12 protein-coding genes are annotated in these 14,370 nt (G+C 69.9%); 5 read left to right on the top strand and 7 right to left on the bottom strand.

What is annotated here, in order from left to right; translation table 11 throughout:
- Positions 1 to 22 precede the first annotated feature (22 nt).
- Positions 23 to 2,032, top strand: coding sequence for a fibronectin type III domain-containing protein (locus STRIP9103_RS52765; RefSeq protein ID WP_063747284.1), 2,010 nt, complete (start codon positions 23 to 25; stop codon positions 2,030 to 2,032).
- A 79-nt stretch (positions 2,033 to 2,111) separates the two neighbouring features.
- Here STRIP9103_RS52765 and STRIP9103_RS13475 read toward each other — a convergent pair whose 3' ends face one another.
- Genes STRIP9103_RS13475 through dnaK form a run of 4 tightly spaced genes read right to left on the bottom strand, consistent with a single transcriptional unit; the run spans position 2,112 to position 6,335 of the window.
- The gene (locus tag STRIP9103_RS13475) at positions 2,112 to 2,570 is read right to left on the bottom strand and encodes a heat shock protein transcriptional repressor HspR (RefSeq protein WP_009310036.1); all 459 of its coding nucleotides are present in this window, start codon (positions 2,568 to 2,570) and stop codon (positions 2,112 to 2,114) included.
- 7 nt (positions 2,571 to 2,577) lie between these two features.
- On the bottom strand, positions 2,578 to 3,753 hold the full coding sequence (gene dnaJ, locus STRIP9103_RS13470; protein WP_009310034.1) for a molecular chaperone DnaJ: 1,176 nt from the start codon (positions 3,751 to 3,753) through the stop codon (positions 2,578 to 2,580).
- Between the two features lie 60 nt (positions 3,754 to 3,813).
- Positions 3,814 to 4,491, bottom strand: a complete 678-nt coding sequence (gene grpE / locus STRIP9103_RS13465; protein WP_009310042.1) for a nucleotide exchange factor GrpE — start codon at positions 4,489 to 4,491, stop codon at positions 3,814 to 3,816.
- Positions 4,488 to 6,335 (bottom strand): molecular chaperone DnaK, encoded by a 1,848-nt coding sequence (dnaK, locus tag STRIP9103_RS13460; RefSeq protein ID WP_009310035.1) that lies wholly within the window; start codon positions 6,333 to 6,335, stop codon positions 4,488 to 4,490. Before dnaK ends, grpE begins: the two co-directional genes overlap by 4 nt.
- Before the next feature lie 302 nt (positions 6,336 to 6,637).
- Between dnaK and STRIP9103_RS13455 the strand changes: the two genes are divergently transcribed.
- The gene (locus STRIP9103_RS13455; RefSeq protein WP_009310033.1) at positions 6,638 to 7,498 is read left to right on the top strand and encodes a GNAT family N-acetyltransferase; all 861 of its coding nucleotides are present in this window, start codon (positions 6,638 to 6,640) and stop codon (positions 7,496 to 7,498) included.
- A gap of 62 nt (positions 7,499 to 7,560) precedes the next feature.
- Here the strand turns inward: STRIP9103_RS13455 and STRIP9103_RS13450 are convergent, their stop codons facing one another.
- Entirely contained in the window at positions 7,561 to 8,076 is a 516-nt protein-coding gene (locus tag STRIP9103_RS13450; protein WP_009310038.1) for a hypothetical protein, read from the bottom strand.
- A 134-nt stretch (positions 8,077 to 8,210) separates the two neighbouring features.
- Here STRIP9103_RS13450 and STRIP9103_RS13445 point away from each other — a divergent pair, with 134 nt between their 5' ends.
- Together STRIP9103_RS13445 and STRIP9103_RS13440 are read left to right on the top strand one after the other, a co-directional pair.
- Positions 8,211 to 8,591: an NUDIX domain-containing protein gene (locus STRIP9103_RS13445; RefSeq protein ID WP_009310037.1), complete on the top strand. Its 381-nt coding sequence runs from the start codon at positions 8,211 to 8,213 to the stop codon at positions 8,589 to 8,591.
- Between the two features lie 166 nt (positions 8,592 to 8,757).
- The gene (locus tag STRIP9103_RS13440; RefSeq protein ID WP_048820224.1) at positions 8,758 to 9,498 is read left to right on the top strand and encodes an SDR family oxidoreductase; all 741 of its coding nucleotides are present in this window, start codon (positions 8,758 to 8,760) and stop codon (positions 9,496 to 9,498) included.
- Between the two features lie 11 nt (positions 9,499 to 9,509).
- Here the strand turns inward: STRIP9103_RS13440 and STRIP9103_RS13435 are convergent, their stop codons facing one another.
- Positions 9,510 to 10,463, bottom strand: a complete 954-nt coding sequence (locus STRIP9103_RS13435; protein ID WP_009310040.1) for an RNA polymerase sigma-70 factor — start codon at positions 10,461 to 10,463, stop codon at positions 9,510 to 9,512.
- Complete coding sequence (locus tag STRIP9103_RS52760; protein WP_009310041.1) at positions 10,456 to 11,664, bottom strand: MraY family glycosyltransferase; 1,209 nt, start codon at positions 11,662 to 11,664, stop codon at positions 10,456 to 10,458. Before STRIP9103_RS52760 ends, STRIP9103_RS13435 begins: the two co-directional genes overlap by 8 nt.
- 358 nt (positions 11,665 to 12,022) lie before the next feature.
- On the opposite strand from STRIP9103_RS52760, the gene STRIP9103_RS13425 reads away from it, so the two are divergent.
- Positions 12,023 to 14,320 carry a (Fe-S)-binding protein gene (locus tag STRIP9103_RS13425; RefSeq protein ID WP_009310032.1) on the top strand — a complete coding sequence of 766 codons (2,298 nt, stop codon included), beginning with the start codon at positions 12,023 to 12,025 and terminating at the stop codon, positions 14,318 to 14,320.
- The last annotated feature ends 50 nt before the right edge of the window (positions 14,321 to 14,370 follow it).

Below are 14,370 nucleotides of genomic sequence, written 5' to 3'. Positions count from 1 at the left end.
CGCAACCGGACCGAGGGACTCCATGACCCCAGCCAGACGTACGACGGCCGTGGCCACCACCGCCGTCGTCCTCGCCACCGCGGGCACCCTGCTCACCACCGCCCCGGCCGCGAACGCGGCCGTCACCTGTGCGTCACCCGTCTTCAAACGGCAGTTCTACGCCAACACCGGCTTCTCCGGGACCCCGAAGAAGACCGACTGCGACTCGGCGATCAACGAGAACTGGGGCGCGGGGGCCCCGGCTTCCGGACTGCCGTCCAACAACTTCGGCGTCCGCTGGACCGTCACCCGCGACTTCGGCTCGGGCGGGCCCTTCACCTTCACGGCCGCCGCCCAGGACGGCATCCGGGTCTACGTCGACGGCAAGCGCAAGATCGACCTCTGGAAGAACGTCTCCAGCACGCAGACGAAGACGCTCAACCTCACCATCCCCTCCGGCAAGCACACCCTCCGCGTCGACTACGTGAACTGGACCGGCTCCGCCAACGTCAAGTTCACCTACGCGCCCCGCACCTCCGCAACCGTCGACAAGGTCAAGCCCCTTGCCCCGAAGGGCATTTCGGTCGCGTACGGCAAGGCCACCAACAAGGCGCGGCTGACGTGGGCGAAGAACGCCGAGATGGACCTCGCCGGGTACCGCGTGTACCGGCGCCTGTCGACCGCCTCCACCTGGACGAAGGTCGGGACGACCACGGCCACCTCGACCACCGCCTACACCGACAGTCCGCCCGCCACCGGGAAGTCGTACGTCTACGAGGTGCGCGCCTATGACAAGGCGGGCAACACCTCGACGGGATCCGCCGATCTGTCCGTCACCGCCATCACACTCGCCACGCCCACCGGGCTGACCGCGACGGGCGCGGACGCCGGGATCGCCGTCTCCTGGCAGCCGGTCGCGGGCGCGGTGAAGTACCGGCTGGCGCACGACGACAGCGGGGCGTACACCACGGTCACGGGCACGTCGTACACCGACAGTTCGGTGGCGCGGTCGGTGTACCGCAGCTACAAGGTGGCGGCGGTGGACGCCTCCGGCCATGTCTCCGCGTACAGCGCGGTGACGGCACAGGTGCGGCGGCCGGTCGCCGCGCCGTACGGGATGGTCGCGTCGGCGGCCAGTGGCACCGGGGTGTACCGGCTCTACGTCAACTGGACCGTCAACACGGCCACGGGCGGCGCCTACGACACGTTCCACGTGTACCGCTCGACGAGCCTGCCGGTGGACACCACGGCCGAGCCGTTCGTGTGCGACGACCTCAGCTACAACATCGGGGACGACGAGCGCGGCTACAGCTGCCGGGACGAGCAGGTGGCCCCCGCCACGACCTACCACTACGTGGTGAAGGGCGTCGACGACACCGGCACCGAGTCGCTTCCCTCGGCCACCGTCAGCGTCGCCACGCCCACCCCGGACACCACCGCGCCGGCGCCCGTCACCGGCCTGACCGCGACGCCCACCAAGTACGGCATCGAGCTGGACTGGGCGGACAACGCCGAGTCGGACGTCGTGCGGTACGTCGTCTACCGGGGCGTTCCGGCAGGGGACGGCGACGGACAGAGCTGCGGCTCGCTCGGGCAGATCGGCACCGCCTTCAAGTCGCAGTACACCCACCTCACCCTCCCCGACGGCGGCCGTAACTGCTACCTCGTGGACGCGGTGGACGACGCGGGCAACTCGGCCTACACGGCGACCGGACAGGCCACGACGGTCCACGTGACCGAACTCGACGTCAGGCCGTCCGTCGCCTCGCCGACCGAACCGCCCGTGACCGTGAACGGGTTCTACGACACGTCTTTCGGCCGGGTCGAGCTGTCGTGGAACGTGCGCTACCCCTACGACACCAACAAGTACTACGTGTACCGCTGGAACCCGGCCACGCAGGCCTACGAGAAGCTGACCACCACGCCGCTGACCACCAAGCGGTACTTCGACACCACCGCCGAGCCCGGCACGACCCACTTCTACTGGGTGACGGTCGCCTACACCAACGGCGAGTCGGAGCCCGGCTCCACGTATGTGATCCGGCAGCCCTGACGCGTACGCCGGTGAGGGCACCGGTCGGGTGACGCCTTCGCCGACGGGACGACGACGGCCGCAGGGCCGTCGTCGTCCGTCAGTCGGACGACTGCTGTCGCTTCGGCCGCCACACCACCAGCGCGGAGGTCTGCTGCACATCGTGGTACGGCACCAGATCACGCCGGTACGAGGCGTGCACCGCGGCCTCGCGCTGCTGCATCGCCGCGGCGGCGCCGTCGAGTGCGGTCTCCAGTTCGACGACCCTCGCCTGGAGGGCGGCGACCTGGTTCTCCAGCTCGATGATGCGCTTGATGCCGGCCAGGTTGATGCCCTCGTCCTGCGACAACTGCTGCACCTGGCGGAGCAGTTCGATGTCGCGGGCCGAGTAGCGACGACCGCGCCCGGCGGTGCGGTCCGGGGAGACCAGGCCGAGGCGGTCGTACTGACGCAGGGTCTGCGGGTGCAGACCGGAGAGCTGGGCGGCCACCGAGATGACGTACACCGGTGTCTCTTCCGTCAGCTCATAAGGGTTTCGACGGCGGCCGGGTGTGTCCATGGTGTCGTCATGCTCCCTTCGCGGCCTGGAACAGCTCCGCCCGCGGATCCTCGTCCGCGGTCGCCTCGCGATACGCCTCAAGCGCGTCACGAGCCTTCCCCGACAAGTCCTTCGGGACACTCACCTCGACCGTGATCAGCAGATCCCCGCGGGTGCCGTCCTTGCGGAAGGCGCCCTTGCCGCGGGCCCGCATCGTGCGGCCGTTGGGTGTGCCCGGAGGCAGCTTCAGGGTGACCGGCGGGCCGCCCAGGGTGGGCACCCTGACCTCCCCGCCGAGCGCCGCCTCGGCGAACGTCACCGGCACCGTCACCGTGAGGTTGTCGTCCCTGCGGCCGAAGACGGGGTGCGGGTCGACGTGCACGACGACGTAGAGGTCGCCCGCCGGACCGCCCCGCTCACCGGGCGCGCCCTTGCCGCGCAGCCGGATCCGCTGCCCGTCGGAGACGCCCGCCGGGATACGGACCTGCATGGTGCGGGACGACTTGGCGCGGCCCGAGCCCTTGCAGATGTCGCAGGGGTTCTCGGCGATCAGCCCCCGGCCCTTGCAGTCCGGGCAGGGGTCCGTCAGCGAGAAGCCGCCGCCGGAGCCCCGCGCGACCTGGCCGGTGCCGACGCACGTCGGGCACACCCGGGGGGTGCCGTTGGCGTCGCCGGTGCCGGAACAGGCCTTGCAGGGCGACTGCGAGGACATCCGCAGGGGTACGGTCGCGCCCTCGATGGCCTCGGTGAAGCTCAGCGTGACCTCGGACTCGATGTCCTGGCCGCGCCGCGGCTGCACCCGGGTGGTGCCGGAGCTGCCGCGGTTGAACAGGCCCCCGAAGACGTCACCGAGCCCGCCGCCGAAGCCGCCCGCTCCCTGGCCGCCCTGGGCGCCGCCTCCGAAGAGGTCGCCCAGGTCGAAGTTGAACGTGCCGCCGGCGCCGGGGCCCGGACGGAACCCGCCGTTGCCGAAGAGGGCGCGGGCCTCGTCGTACTCCTTGCGCTTCTTGGGGTCGCCGAGGACGTCGTTCGCCTCGGAGATCTCCTTGAAGCGCTCCTCCGCCCTGGCGTTGCCCTTGTTGGCGTCCGGGTGGTACTCGCGGGCGAGCTTCCGGTACGCCTTCTTGATCTCGGCCTCGGTGGCGTCCTTGGGGACGCCGAGGACCTTGTAGTAGTCCTTCTCGATGAAGTCCTTGGTGCTCATCCTCGACGTACCCCCTTTCCGGTGTTCACCTCAGCGTTCACGCCGTGCACGCCGTCGGCGTCAGCCCTCGTCCGGGCCACCGCTCTCCTTGTCGTCGGCCGCCTCGGTGCCCTCGTCGGCCTTCACGGTCTGCGCCCCCGGCTGGGGTTCGGCGACGGCCACCCGCGCGGGGCGGATGGTGCGCTCGCCGATGCGATACCCCGGCTGGAGAATCGCCACGCACGTCGTCTCCGTGACGTCCGGCGCGTAGCTGTGCATCAGGGCCTCGTGGATCGTCGGGTCGAAGGGCTCGCCCTCCTTGCCGAACTGCTGCAGGCCCATCTTGGCGGCGACGGTCTCCAGCGACTCGGCGACCGACTTGAAGCCGCCGACGAGTTCGCCGTGCTCCCGCGCCCGGCCGACGTCGTCGAGCACGGGCAGAAGCTCGGTCAGGAGGTTCGCGATGGCGATCTCCTTGACCGTGATCCGGTCGCGCTCCACACGGCGGCGGTAGTTCTGGTATTCGGCCTGGAGCCGCTGAAGGTCCGCCGTGCGCTCACCGAGCGCCGTACGCACCTGGTCCAGCTGCGCCGTGAGGCCGGCCACCTGGGCCGCTGCCCCCGCGTCCCCGGCCGGGGCCGCCCCCTCCTGGGGGGCGGCCTTCGGCTCGGCGTCCTCGGAGCCGGAGGGGACGTCGGGCTGCTGCGGCTGAGCCGACTGCGGCTGCTGCTCGTCGAAGCCCGGGGTCTCCTCCGTCACGCGGCACCGTCCTTCCGGTCCTCGTCGACGATCTCGGCGTCGACGACGTCGTCGTCAGCCTTGGCGCCACCGGCGGTGGCACCCTCCGGCCCGCCCGCGGCCTGCGCGGCCTGGGCGTCGGCGTACAGGGCCTGGCCGAGCTTCTGCGAGACGGCGGCGACCTTCTCGGTGGCCGTGCGGATCTCGGCGGTGTCCTCACCCTTGAGCGCGTCCTTCAGCTCGGTGACGGCGGCCTCGACCTCGGTCTTGATGTCGCCGGGGACCTTGTCCTCGTTGTCCTTGAGGAACTTCTCCGTCTGGTAGACGAGCTGCTCGCCCTGGTTACGGGTCTCGGCGGCCTCGCGACGCTTCTGGTCCTCCTCCGCGTACTGCTCGGCCTCCTGGCGCATCCGGTCGACCTCGTCCTTCGGCAGCGAGGAGCCGCCGGTGACGGTCATCTTCTGCTCCTTGCCCGTGCCCAGGTCCTTGGCGGTCACGTGCATGATGCCGTTGGCGTCGATGTCGAAGGACACCTCGATCTGCGGCACGCCACGCGGCGCCGGCGGCAGACCGGTCAGCTCGAACATCCCGAGCTTCTTGTTGTACGCCGCGATCTCGCGCTCGCCCTGGTAGACCTGGATCTGCACGGACGGCTGGTTGTCCTCGGCGGTGGTGAAGATCTCCGACCGCTTGGTCGGGATCGTCGTGTTCCGCTCGATCAGCTTGGTCATGATGCCGCCCTTGGTCTCGATACCGAGGGACAGCGGCGTGACGTCGAGGAGCAGGACGTCCTTGACCTCACCCTTCAGGACACCGGCCTGGAGGGACGCGCCGATGGCGACGACCTCGTCCGGGTTGACGCCCTTGTTGGCCTCCTTGCCGCCGGTCAGCTCCTTGACGAGCTCGGCGACGGCCGGCATACGGGTGGAGCCACCGACGAGAACGACGTGGTCGATCTCGGAGAGGTTGATCCCCGCGTCCTTGATGACGTTGTGGAACGGCGTCTTGCAGCGCTCCAGCAGGTCCGCGGTCAGCTGCTGGAACTGGGCGCGGGTGAGCTTCTCGTCGAGGTGGAGCGGGCCCTCGGCGGAGGCGGTGATGTAGGGCAGGTTGATCGAGGTCTCGGTGGAGCTGGAAAGCTCGATCTTGGCCTTCTCCGCGGCCTCACGCAGACGCTGCAGCGCCATCTTGTCCTTGGCGAGGTCCACGCCGTGCCCGGCCCGGAACTGCTGCACCAGGTAGTCGACGACGCGCTGGTCCCAGTCGTCACCGCCGAGGTGGTTGTCACCGTTGGTGGCCTTGACCTCGACGACGCCGTCACCGATCTCGAGGAGGGACACGTCGAAGGTGCCACCACCGAGGTCGAAGACGAGGATGGTCTGGTCGTCCTTGTCGAGACCGTAGGCCAGGGCGGCGGCGGTGGGCTCGTTGACGATACGCAGGACGTTGAGCCCCGCGATCTCACCGGCCTCCTTGGTGGCCTGCCGCTCCGAGTCGTTGAAGTAGGCGGGAACGGTGATGACCGCGTCCGTGACCTTCTCACCGAGGTACGCCTCGGCGTCCCGCTTCAGCTTCTGCAGAATGAACGCGGAGATCTGCTGCGGGTTGAAGGGCTTCCCGTCGAGCTCGATCTTCCAGTCGGTGCCCATGTGACGCTTGACGGACCGGATGGTCCTGTCGACGTTGGTGACCGCCTGACGCTTGGCGACCTCGCCGACGAGCACCTCACCGTTCTTGGCGAAGGCGACGACGGACGGCGTGGTCCTGGCGCCCTCGGCGTTGGTGATGACGGTGGGCTCGCCGCCCTCCAGAACGCTGACGACGGAGTTAGTCGTGCCCAGGTCGATGCCGACCGCACGTGCCATTTCGATTCCTCCAGCTGACTTGAGTGGAACGGACTCAAGTGTGCACGACCCTCCCGCCGGGGTCAACAGAGCTGAGTCGAGGGTGCTCAACTTTTATCTGTTACTTATGCGTAGGCAGCGTCTGAGCTGGGAGTTCAAGCGGTCGAGGGCGGGCAGCCAGCTGGGCCGACCGGGTCACGGGCCCGCCCGCTCAAGGAGCATGCGCATCTCCGTACCCCCAGGGCCACGAGTCTCCGTACCCCCAGGGCGACGAGCCCGTCCGCCGGGTTTCGGGCCGTCCTCCGGCGTCCAGGATCATGGGCATGCGCCCGGATGACTGGCACCTCACCGAAGACGTCGACGACTTTCTCGCCCGAGCCGGAGACTTCCTGCGCTCACGGCCCGGCCTGCACGTGATGTCGCTCACGTGGGCCGAGAGAGTGCGCACGCGTGGGGCAGCCGCGTTCGGCGCCGAAGCCCCCGTCTTCGGTGTGCTGGAGCGGGCGGGCGAGGTCCACGCCACCTTCCACCGCCTCCCGCCCCGCGCTCTGTGCCCCACCCCGCTCACACCCGAGCAGGCCGACACCCTCGCCGCCCGCCTGGCCGCCCTCGGGCACTCCCTTCCCTCCGTCAGCGCACCCCACAGCACCGCCACCGCTTTCGCCGAGGCCTGGCAGCGGCACACCGGCGCGACGCCGAAACTCCGCGACACACGGCTCTGTCTGTACGGCCTCGGCACGCTCACCCCACCGGAGCCGCCGCCGGCGGGCCGGGGCCGCCTCCTGGGCGAGCAGGACCATGAGCAAGTCATGTTCTGGTGCGGCGAGTTCGCCAGGGCCGTGGGGGAAGACGTCACCATCGACGCCGACTCCTGGGCCGGCACGCGCTACGCCGACAAGCGCTACACGCTCTGGGAGACCCCGGACGGCACTCCCGTCTCCGTCGCGGGCATGAACCCGTTGATCGGCGGCCAGATCCAGGTGGACGTCGTCTACACCCCGGCCCATCTGCGCGGTCGCGGCTACGCGGGCGCCGTGACGGCCGAGGTGAGCCGGGCCGCGCTGGCCGCGGGCGCGAGGGAGGTCGTCCTGTTCGCGGACCTGGCCAACCCCACCAGCAACGCCCTCTACCAGCGCCTCGGCTACCGCCCGCTCACCGACTGGGCCACGTACGACTTCTCGTAGCGCCCGCCCCCTGTGTCACCGGCGGGGCGGCTCGCTCGTCGGCGGCGTGCCGGCGGCGCCGTTCAGCGGATGCCGCCCCCCAATGTGTCCTTCTGCCAGGCCGCCAGCCGGTCGGCGATCGTCCCTCCGCCGTCCAGGACGTGGCGGGAGAACGCGTCCCGTTCGTGGGTGATGACGGCCGCCTCCCAGACGCAGGGGGCGAGGCCGACGCGTCCCGGGCGGAGTCGGTCGGGCTGCCCGGCCGGGCCGGTGAAGATCGCCAGGTCGGACATGTACCCCTCGATCCAGGTGTGGACGAGGACGTAGTCACCGTCCCCGCCCGCGTGCACGATCAGCACGGCGAGTCCCAACGACCCGCGCGCACGGCCGAGTTCGAGGTGCGCCCCGGAGATCCGCAGGGCGGCGTCGACGTCCCGCCCCGTCACACCGCGCCCCGGCGCCTCCAACGCGTACACCTTGACCAGATGCCCACCGGCCTCCTCGACACCCACCGCACGCACGGTGCGCGCGTGGTGCGCTTCGGACAGGGCGAGCAGCGCTTCCGTGTCCACCGCCGGGGGCAGCTCGTGATCGCTCATCCGTCCATCATGCGATGCGCGCGGTCGGCCGGACGAGCGGTTTCCAACGGGAAGCGCGGTAGGGCTTACGCGGCGGAGAGACTCTTCGGCTGAGCGATGCGCTGGTGTCAGTGCTCTCTGTCACGGTGAGGCCCATGGGCGAGCCGGATGAACTGGATGAACTGATCGAGCGGAGCGAACCGGTCGAGCGGGTCGACGAACAGGACGAAGTGATCGGTGTCGTCGACCGTGGCGAGGCGATCCGTCACGGGTGGCCGCACCGGGTCGCGACGATCGTGTGCCGGGACTCCAGCGGGCGGATACTCGTACACCGCCGCCCTGACGACGCGTCCCGCTTCCCGGGGCACTTCAACTGGCTGCTCGGCGGAGCCACGGAGGTGGCCGAGTCGTACGAGGACGCCGCCGCGCGGGAGTTGGCGGAGGAGTTGGGCGTCCGGGGTCGGCCTCGCTTCCTGTTCGGAGGCCGAGCTGATCGACCTGATGCGTCATCCGGGGTTCGTACCGGATGCGCGTGAGGCGTTCGACCCGTACCGGGCGAAGCGTGGTCGAGCTCTGTCACAGATCCGAGGGCTGCCCTGTCTTGCTGATGTGCGCGTCGGCGCACCGGATCCGGCGGCCGGCGTCGCCGGTGTCCGTTTGGAAGCCGAATCGGCGAACAGCCAACAGCGAACGGAGACAGTGATGAAGATCGTGGTGGTCGGCGGTACGGGGCTCATCGGGTCGCAGGTGGTCGCGTCGGTGCGCGGCAACGGTCACGAGGCCGTGGCGGCGGCGCCCTCGACGGGCGTCGACACCCTCACCGGCAAGGGCCTGGCCGAGGCCCTCAAGGGCGCGGACGTGGTCGTCGACGTATCGAACTCCCCGTCCTTCGAGGCCGACGCGGCGCTGGACTTCTTCACCCGCTCGGCGCACAACCTGATCGAGGCCGAGAAGGAGGCGGGCGTACGCCATCACGTCGTGCTCTCCATCGTCGGCGTCGACCAGGTACCCGACTACGGCTACTACCGGGCCAAGGTCGCCCAGGAGGAAGCCGTGCGCGGCAGCGGCGTGCCGTACAGCATCGTGCGCGCCACCCAGTTCTTCGAGTTCATCGCCCCGGTGATGAACATGTCCACCGAGGGCACGGAGGTGCACCTGCCGTCCAGGCGGTTGCGTCCGATCGCCTCCGCCGAGGTCGCCGCCGCCGTAGCCGACGCGGCGCAGGGTGAACCGTCGAACGGCGTACGGGACATCGCGGGCCCCGAGGTCCACCGGCTCGACCGACTCGCCGAGATCACCCTGGCGGTCAAGCCGGACGGCCGCACCGTCGTCACCGACGAGACCGCCGGCCTGTTCGCGAGCATGCCCGACGGTGTCCTCATCGGCGACGACACCACGCACCTCGCGCCCACCCGGTACGAGGACTGGCTCGAGCAGAGCTGAGCCATGGGCCGCTACGGGCGGCCGGTGACCCTGTGCGCCGACCGCTCGTACGCCCTCAACTTCTCCGGCGCCAGCACCCAGTACAGCCGGTCTATGCCGTCCGGCCCCACCGTGACGCTCACCAGCGCGACGGTGACCCCGTCCATGGCCAGCCGCAGGCAGGGGCGGCCGTTCGCCTCGACCACTCCGTACTCGGCGCCGGGGAAGAACCTCTTGGCGAAGGCGGTGACCCTGGCCACGCGCTCGGCCCCGACGATCTCCAGCCGCGCCACGCCGCGCATGCCGTTGCCGTCCGCGTGGGCGACGGCGTCGGCGGACAGCACCTTCTCCAGCGCGGCCACGTCACCGTGCTGCGCGGCGGCGACGAACGCGTCGAGCAGCCGCCGGTGCTGTGCCGTGTCGACGGGCTCACGGCGTTCGGCGGACAGACGCTTACGGGCCCGGCTGACGATCTGCCGCGCATTGGCCCGGCTCAGCTCCAGCATGTCCGCGATCTCGTCGTACGAGTAGTCGAACGCCTCCCGCAGCACATAAGCCGCCCGCTCGACGGGATTCAGCCGCTGCAGGACCAGCAGCACGGCCAGTTCCAGCGCCTCGCCGCGCTCCGCGCCGACCTGCGGATCCACACTGGTGTCCACGGGCTCCGGCAGCCACGGCCCCACGTACGTCTCACGCCGAACCCGCGCCGACTGGGCCACGTTGATCGCCAGCCGGGTCGTGATCCTCGCCAGGAACGCCCCGGAGTCCAGCACCGCGCTCCGGTCGGCACCCTGCCACCGCACCCATACGTCCTGCACCACGTCCTCGGCCTCGAAGACGCTGCCCAGAATGCGGTACGCGACACCGAACAGCCGCGGTCTCAGCCGCTGGAACGCGTCCGCCGCGTCGTCGAGGGAGGCGTCCGGCGAGTCATCCGGCGAGACGTCCGGTAAGTCGTCGGTGACCCGCTGTGCTGCCTCATCCATGGTGCCGATGCCTCCCCGGATCGACGGACCGACCGTCGTGCCCTCGGGCCGCGCACCGCCCCGGTGCCACGACAGCCCCCGGCCCGCTCGCTGCGATCCTACGGCGGACCGTGCCGGGAAAAGCGCCGGGAGCAGCGCCGAGGGAGATGCCGGGAACAGTGCTGGGAGAAGTCAGCCCGTCGCCCGCGCCCGAAGGCGCCGGCACCGGACACGCCTGCCGCGTACGAGCCCCCACCCCGTACACCGGCACCCGCGACAACCCCGCCACGACGAGCACCGCACCCCCGACCACCCACCACACCCCTCCCGCCCTCATCCACAGCATGTGGACGGCGACCCCCACGGCCGCCGACGCGACCGCGCACACCCCCAGCACGACCACCACCCCCACCGGCGTGAGTCCCAGCCGTCGCAGCCGGTGTGCGAGATGGTCGGCCCCGCTCCGCCACGGCTCCCGCCCGGCGAGCCGCCGCGACACCAGCACCAGCACGGCGTCGGCGGTCACGAGCGCGGTCAGCGCGAAGGGCGCCCCGATGCCGACGCCGTGCCCCCGGGCGTACGCGTACACCTGTACGACACCCCCCGCGAGCAGAAACCCCACGAACAGCGCGCCGCACTCCCCGAGCGCCACCCGCGCGGGCGGCCAGTTCTGCATCAGGAACCCGGTGAGCCCGGCGGCGAGGAGACTCAACAGCGCGGCGAGCCCGTCGACGACCTCGGCGGCCGCACAGGCACTGAGCGCGAAGGCGGTGACGACGCCCACGACCCCCAGCACCCCGTCGGGCCGCCCGAGCCCCTTGAACCCATGGACGACGAGCACGATCCACACCACGCCCGCCACCCCGCCCAGCACCCCCACATCCTCGTACGGCACCACGAACCCGGCGGCGCAGGCGATCCCCACCACCCGCGGCACGAAGGGCAGCCCCCACAGATCCCCGACCAGCCCGAGCCCACCCATCGCCGCCCCCGCGACGAGCAGACGCGCCCCTTCCACCCCCAGCGGCGCGACCCCACTCCACTCCCCGACCCACGCCATGGCCCCCACCCCACCGACCAACGCCACACCTCCGAGCAGTGGCACCGGTCGCATCCGCCGCCGCTCCACGATCCCGAACCGCAACGCGGGCGCACGTACGGCCGCCGTGAGCAGGGCGGTGAGCAACAGAGCAGATGCGGAGGCAAGGATTCCGTACAGCACGGATACAAGTTAGGACCGAATGTGACATTTCAGTACGAATAACACGATCGTTTTGCAAGAGCACGGTGATTTTGTGTGTTCGCAAGGGTGCGGAGAGTGCGTGGGGGCCAGGCCCCGTCCTGGCCGTCGACATCCTCGTCGCGGCAGTTTTCCGAGGTCCCGCGCCCGCCCGGCGTGACCCGGGCGGCCACTCAGGCAACCCTCAGCGACGCAGATCACCGCCCCGCTGGCTACAGTGCGACCAGAGATGCGGGTAGTCTCAGAGGACTACATAAGTTACCGCTTAGTAATCTCGCTGAGGGTGCTCGACACCGTTCGAGCTCCGCTCCAAGAACCTCGCAGGCCCGAGGAGCCCTCCATGCAACTCGCCGCGATCATCGTGTCGCTGGTCCTGACCGTGGTCGGCGTTGCGCTCATCGCCCGAGCCGTCGCGCAGATCTACCGGTTCGTGAAGCTCGGTCAGCCGGTGCCGGCGGGCAGTCGTACCGACAACCCGAAGGCGCGCACGATCACCCTGGTCCAGGAGTTCCTCGGCCACACCCGGATGAACCGGTGGGGGATCGTCGGCTTCGCGCACTGGTTCGTCGCGATCGGCTTCCTGACGCTGCCGCCGACCCTCGCCCAGGCGTACGGCCAGCTGTTCCAGGCCGACTGGACGCTGCCGGTCATCGGCGGCTTCCTGCCGTTCGAGATGTACATCGAGTTCATCGGTGTGATGACGACCCTCGGCATCGCCGTGCTGATCGTGATCCGGCTGCTGAACCTGCCCTCCCGGGCCGGCCGCAAGTCGCGTTTCGCGGGCTCCAAGGCCTGGCAGGCGTACTTCGTCGAGTACGTCATCCTCGCCATCGGCCTCGCGATCTACGTGCTGCGCGGTCTTGAGGGCGCCCTCCACCACGTCGAGCACTACGAGGCCGGGTACTTCGCCTCGTACCCCCTGGTCGTCGCCCTGCGGGACGTGGACCCCTCGACGCTGCAGAACCTCGTCTACCTCACCGCGATGATCAAGATCGGTGTCTCGCTGATCTGGATGATCACGGTCTCCCTCAACACCAACATGGGTGTCGCCTGGCACCGCTTCCTCGGCTTCCCGAACATCTGGTTCAAGCGGAACGCCACCGGGGAGACCGCGCTCGGCGCGCTCCAGCCCATGACCTCCGGCGGCGAGCCGATCGACTTCACCGACCCCGGTGACGACGACGTCTTCGGTGTCTCCCAGGTCGAGCAGTTCTCCTGGAAGGGCATCCTCGACTTCTCGACCTGCACCGAGTGCGGTCGCTGCCAGTCGCAGTGCCCGGCGTGGAACACCGGCAAGCCCCTCTCGCCGAAGCTGCTGATCATGTCGCTGCGGGACCACGCGCACGCCAAGGCCCCGTACCTCCTCGCCGGTGGCGGCAAGACCACGGAGGGCGAGGAGAAGGCGTCCGAGGAGCAGCTCAAGGACGTCCCGGCCGCCGCCCTCGCCGAGGCCGAGCGGCCGCTGATCGGCACCGTCGAGGAGAACGGCGTCATCGACCCGGACGTGCTGTGGTCCTGCACGACCTGCGGTGCCTGCGTCGAGCAGTGCCCGGTCGACATCGAGCACGTCGACCACATCGTCGACATGCGCCGCTACCAGGTGATGATCGAGTCCGCGTTCCCGTCCGAGGCGGGCACGATGCTCAAGAACCTGGAGAAGAAGGGCAACCCCTGGGGCCTGGCCAAGAAGCAGCGCCTGGAGTGGCTGAAGGAGGTCGACTTCGAGGTCCCGGTCGTCGGCAAGGACATCGAGGACCTGTCCGAGGTCGAGTACCTGTACTGGGTCGGCTGCGCCGGAGCCCTGGAGGACCGCGCGAAGAAGACCACCAAGGCCTTCGCGGAACTGCTCCACATGGCGGGCGTCAAGTTCGCGATCATGGGCGGCGACGAGAAGTGCACCGGTGACTCCGCCCGCCGCCTCGGCAACGAGCCCCTGTTCCAGGAGCTCGGCATGGAGAACGTCATGGCTCTGAACATGGCGTTCGGCGAGGAGATGGACGACGAGGGCAACATCACGCCCGAGTCGAAGAAGCCCAAGTCGGCCAAGAAGATCGTCGCCACCTGCCCGCACTGCCTCAACACGCTCGGCAACGAGTACCCGCAGCTCGGCGGCGACTACGAGGTCATCCACCACACCCAGCTGCTGCAGCACCTCGTCGACGAGGGCAAGCTGGTCCCGGTCACCCCGGTCGAGGGCATCATCACGTACCACGACCCCTGCTACCTGGGCCGCCACAACAAGATCTACACGCCCCCGCGCGAGATCATCGCCAGCGTCCCGGGCATCCGCAACGAGGAGATGCACCGCCACAAGGAGCGCGGCTTCTGCTGCGGCGCCGGTGGCGCGCGGATGTGGATGGAGGAGCGGATCGGCAAGCGCATCAACAACGAGCGCGTCGACGAGGCCCTGTCGCTGAACCCCGACATCGTCTCGACGGCCTGCCCCTTCTGCCTCGTCATGCTCACCGACTCCGTCAACGGCAAGAAGAACGAGGGCAAGGCGAAGGAGTCCATCCAGGTCGTGGACGTGGCCCAGCTGCTGCTGGAGTCGGTCAGGACCCCGGTACCGGACGAGGACGAACCCCCGGCGGGCGCGGCCGAGAGCGAGAACGAGCCGGAGCCCGCACCGGTGAAGTGATCGTCCGCGCGGTACGGCCACGCGTCGCCACCGCCACGTCACCGTGAAGG

The organism is Streptomyces ipomoeae 91-03, from assembly GCF_000317595.1.
Lineage (GTDB): Bacteria > Actinomycetota > Actinomycetes > Streptomycetales > Streptomycetaceae > Streptomyces > Streptomyces ipomoeae.
The sequence above is the reverse complement of the archived record's forward strand: the minus strand, read 5'-3'. Positions and strand labels throughout refer to the sequence as shown.

Excerpts from the sequence above, each read along its gene's own strand:
- STRIP9103_RS13450 (WP_009310038.1), bottom strand. The coding sequence starts at position 8,076 with ATGAGCGATCACGAGCTGCCCCCGGCGGTGGACACGGAAGCGCTGCTC.
- STRIP9103_RS13435 (WP_009310040.1), bottom strand. The coding sequence starts at position 10,463 with ATGGATGAGGCAGCACAGCGGGTCACCGACGACTTACCGGACGTCTCG.
- STRIP9103_RS13475 (WP_009310036.1), bottom strand. The coding sequence starts at position 2,570 with ATGGACACACCCGGCCGCCGTCGAAACCCTTATGAGCTGACGGAAGAG.
- dnaK (WP_009310035.1), bottom strand. The coding sequence starts at position 6,335 with ATGGCACGTGCGGTCGGCATCGACCTGGGCACGACTAACTCCGTCGTC.
- STRIP9103_RS13440 (WP_048820224.1), top strand. The coding sequence starts at position 8,758 with ATGAAGATCGTGGTGGTCGGCGGTACGGGGCTCATCGGGTCGCAGGTG.
- STRIP9103_RS13455 (WP_009310033.1), top strand. The coding sequence starts at position 6,638 with ATGCGCCCGGATGACTGGCACCTCACCGAAGACGTCGACGACTTTCTC.
- STRIP9103_RS52765 (WP_063747284.1), top strand. The coding sequence starts at position 23 with ATGACCCCAGCCAGACGTACGACGGCCGTGGCCACCACCGCCGTCGTC.
- dnaJ (WP_009310034.1), bottom strand. The coding sequence starts at position 3,753 with ATGAGCACCAAGGACTTCATCGAGAAGGACTACTACAAGGTCCTCGGC.
- STRIP9103_RS13425 (WP_009310032.1), top strand. The coding sequence starts at position 12,023 with ATGCAACTCGCCGCGATCATCGTGTCGCTGGTCCTGACCGTGGTCGGC.
- STRIP9103_RS13445 (WP_009310037.1), top strand. The coding sequence starts at position 8,211 with ATGGGCGAGCCGGATGAACTGGATGAACTGATCGAGCGGAGCGAACCG.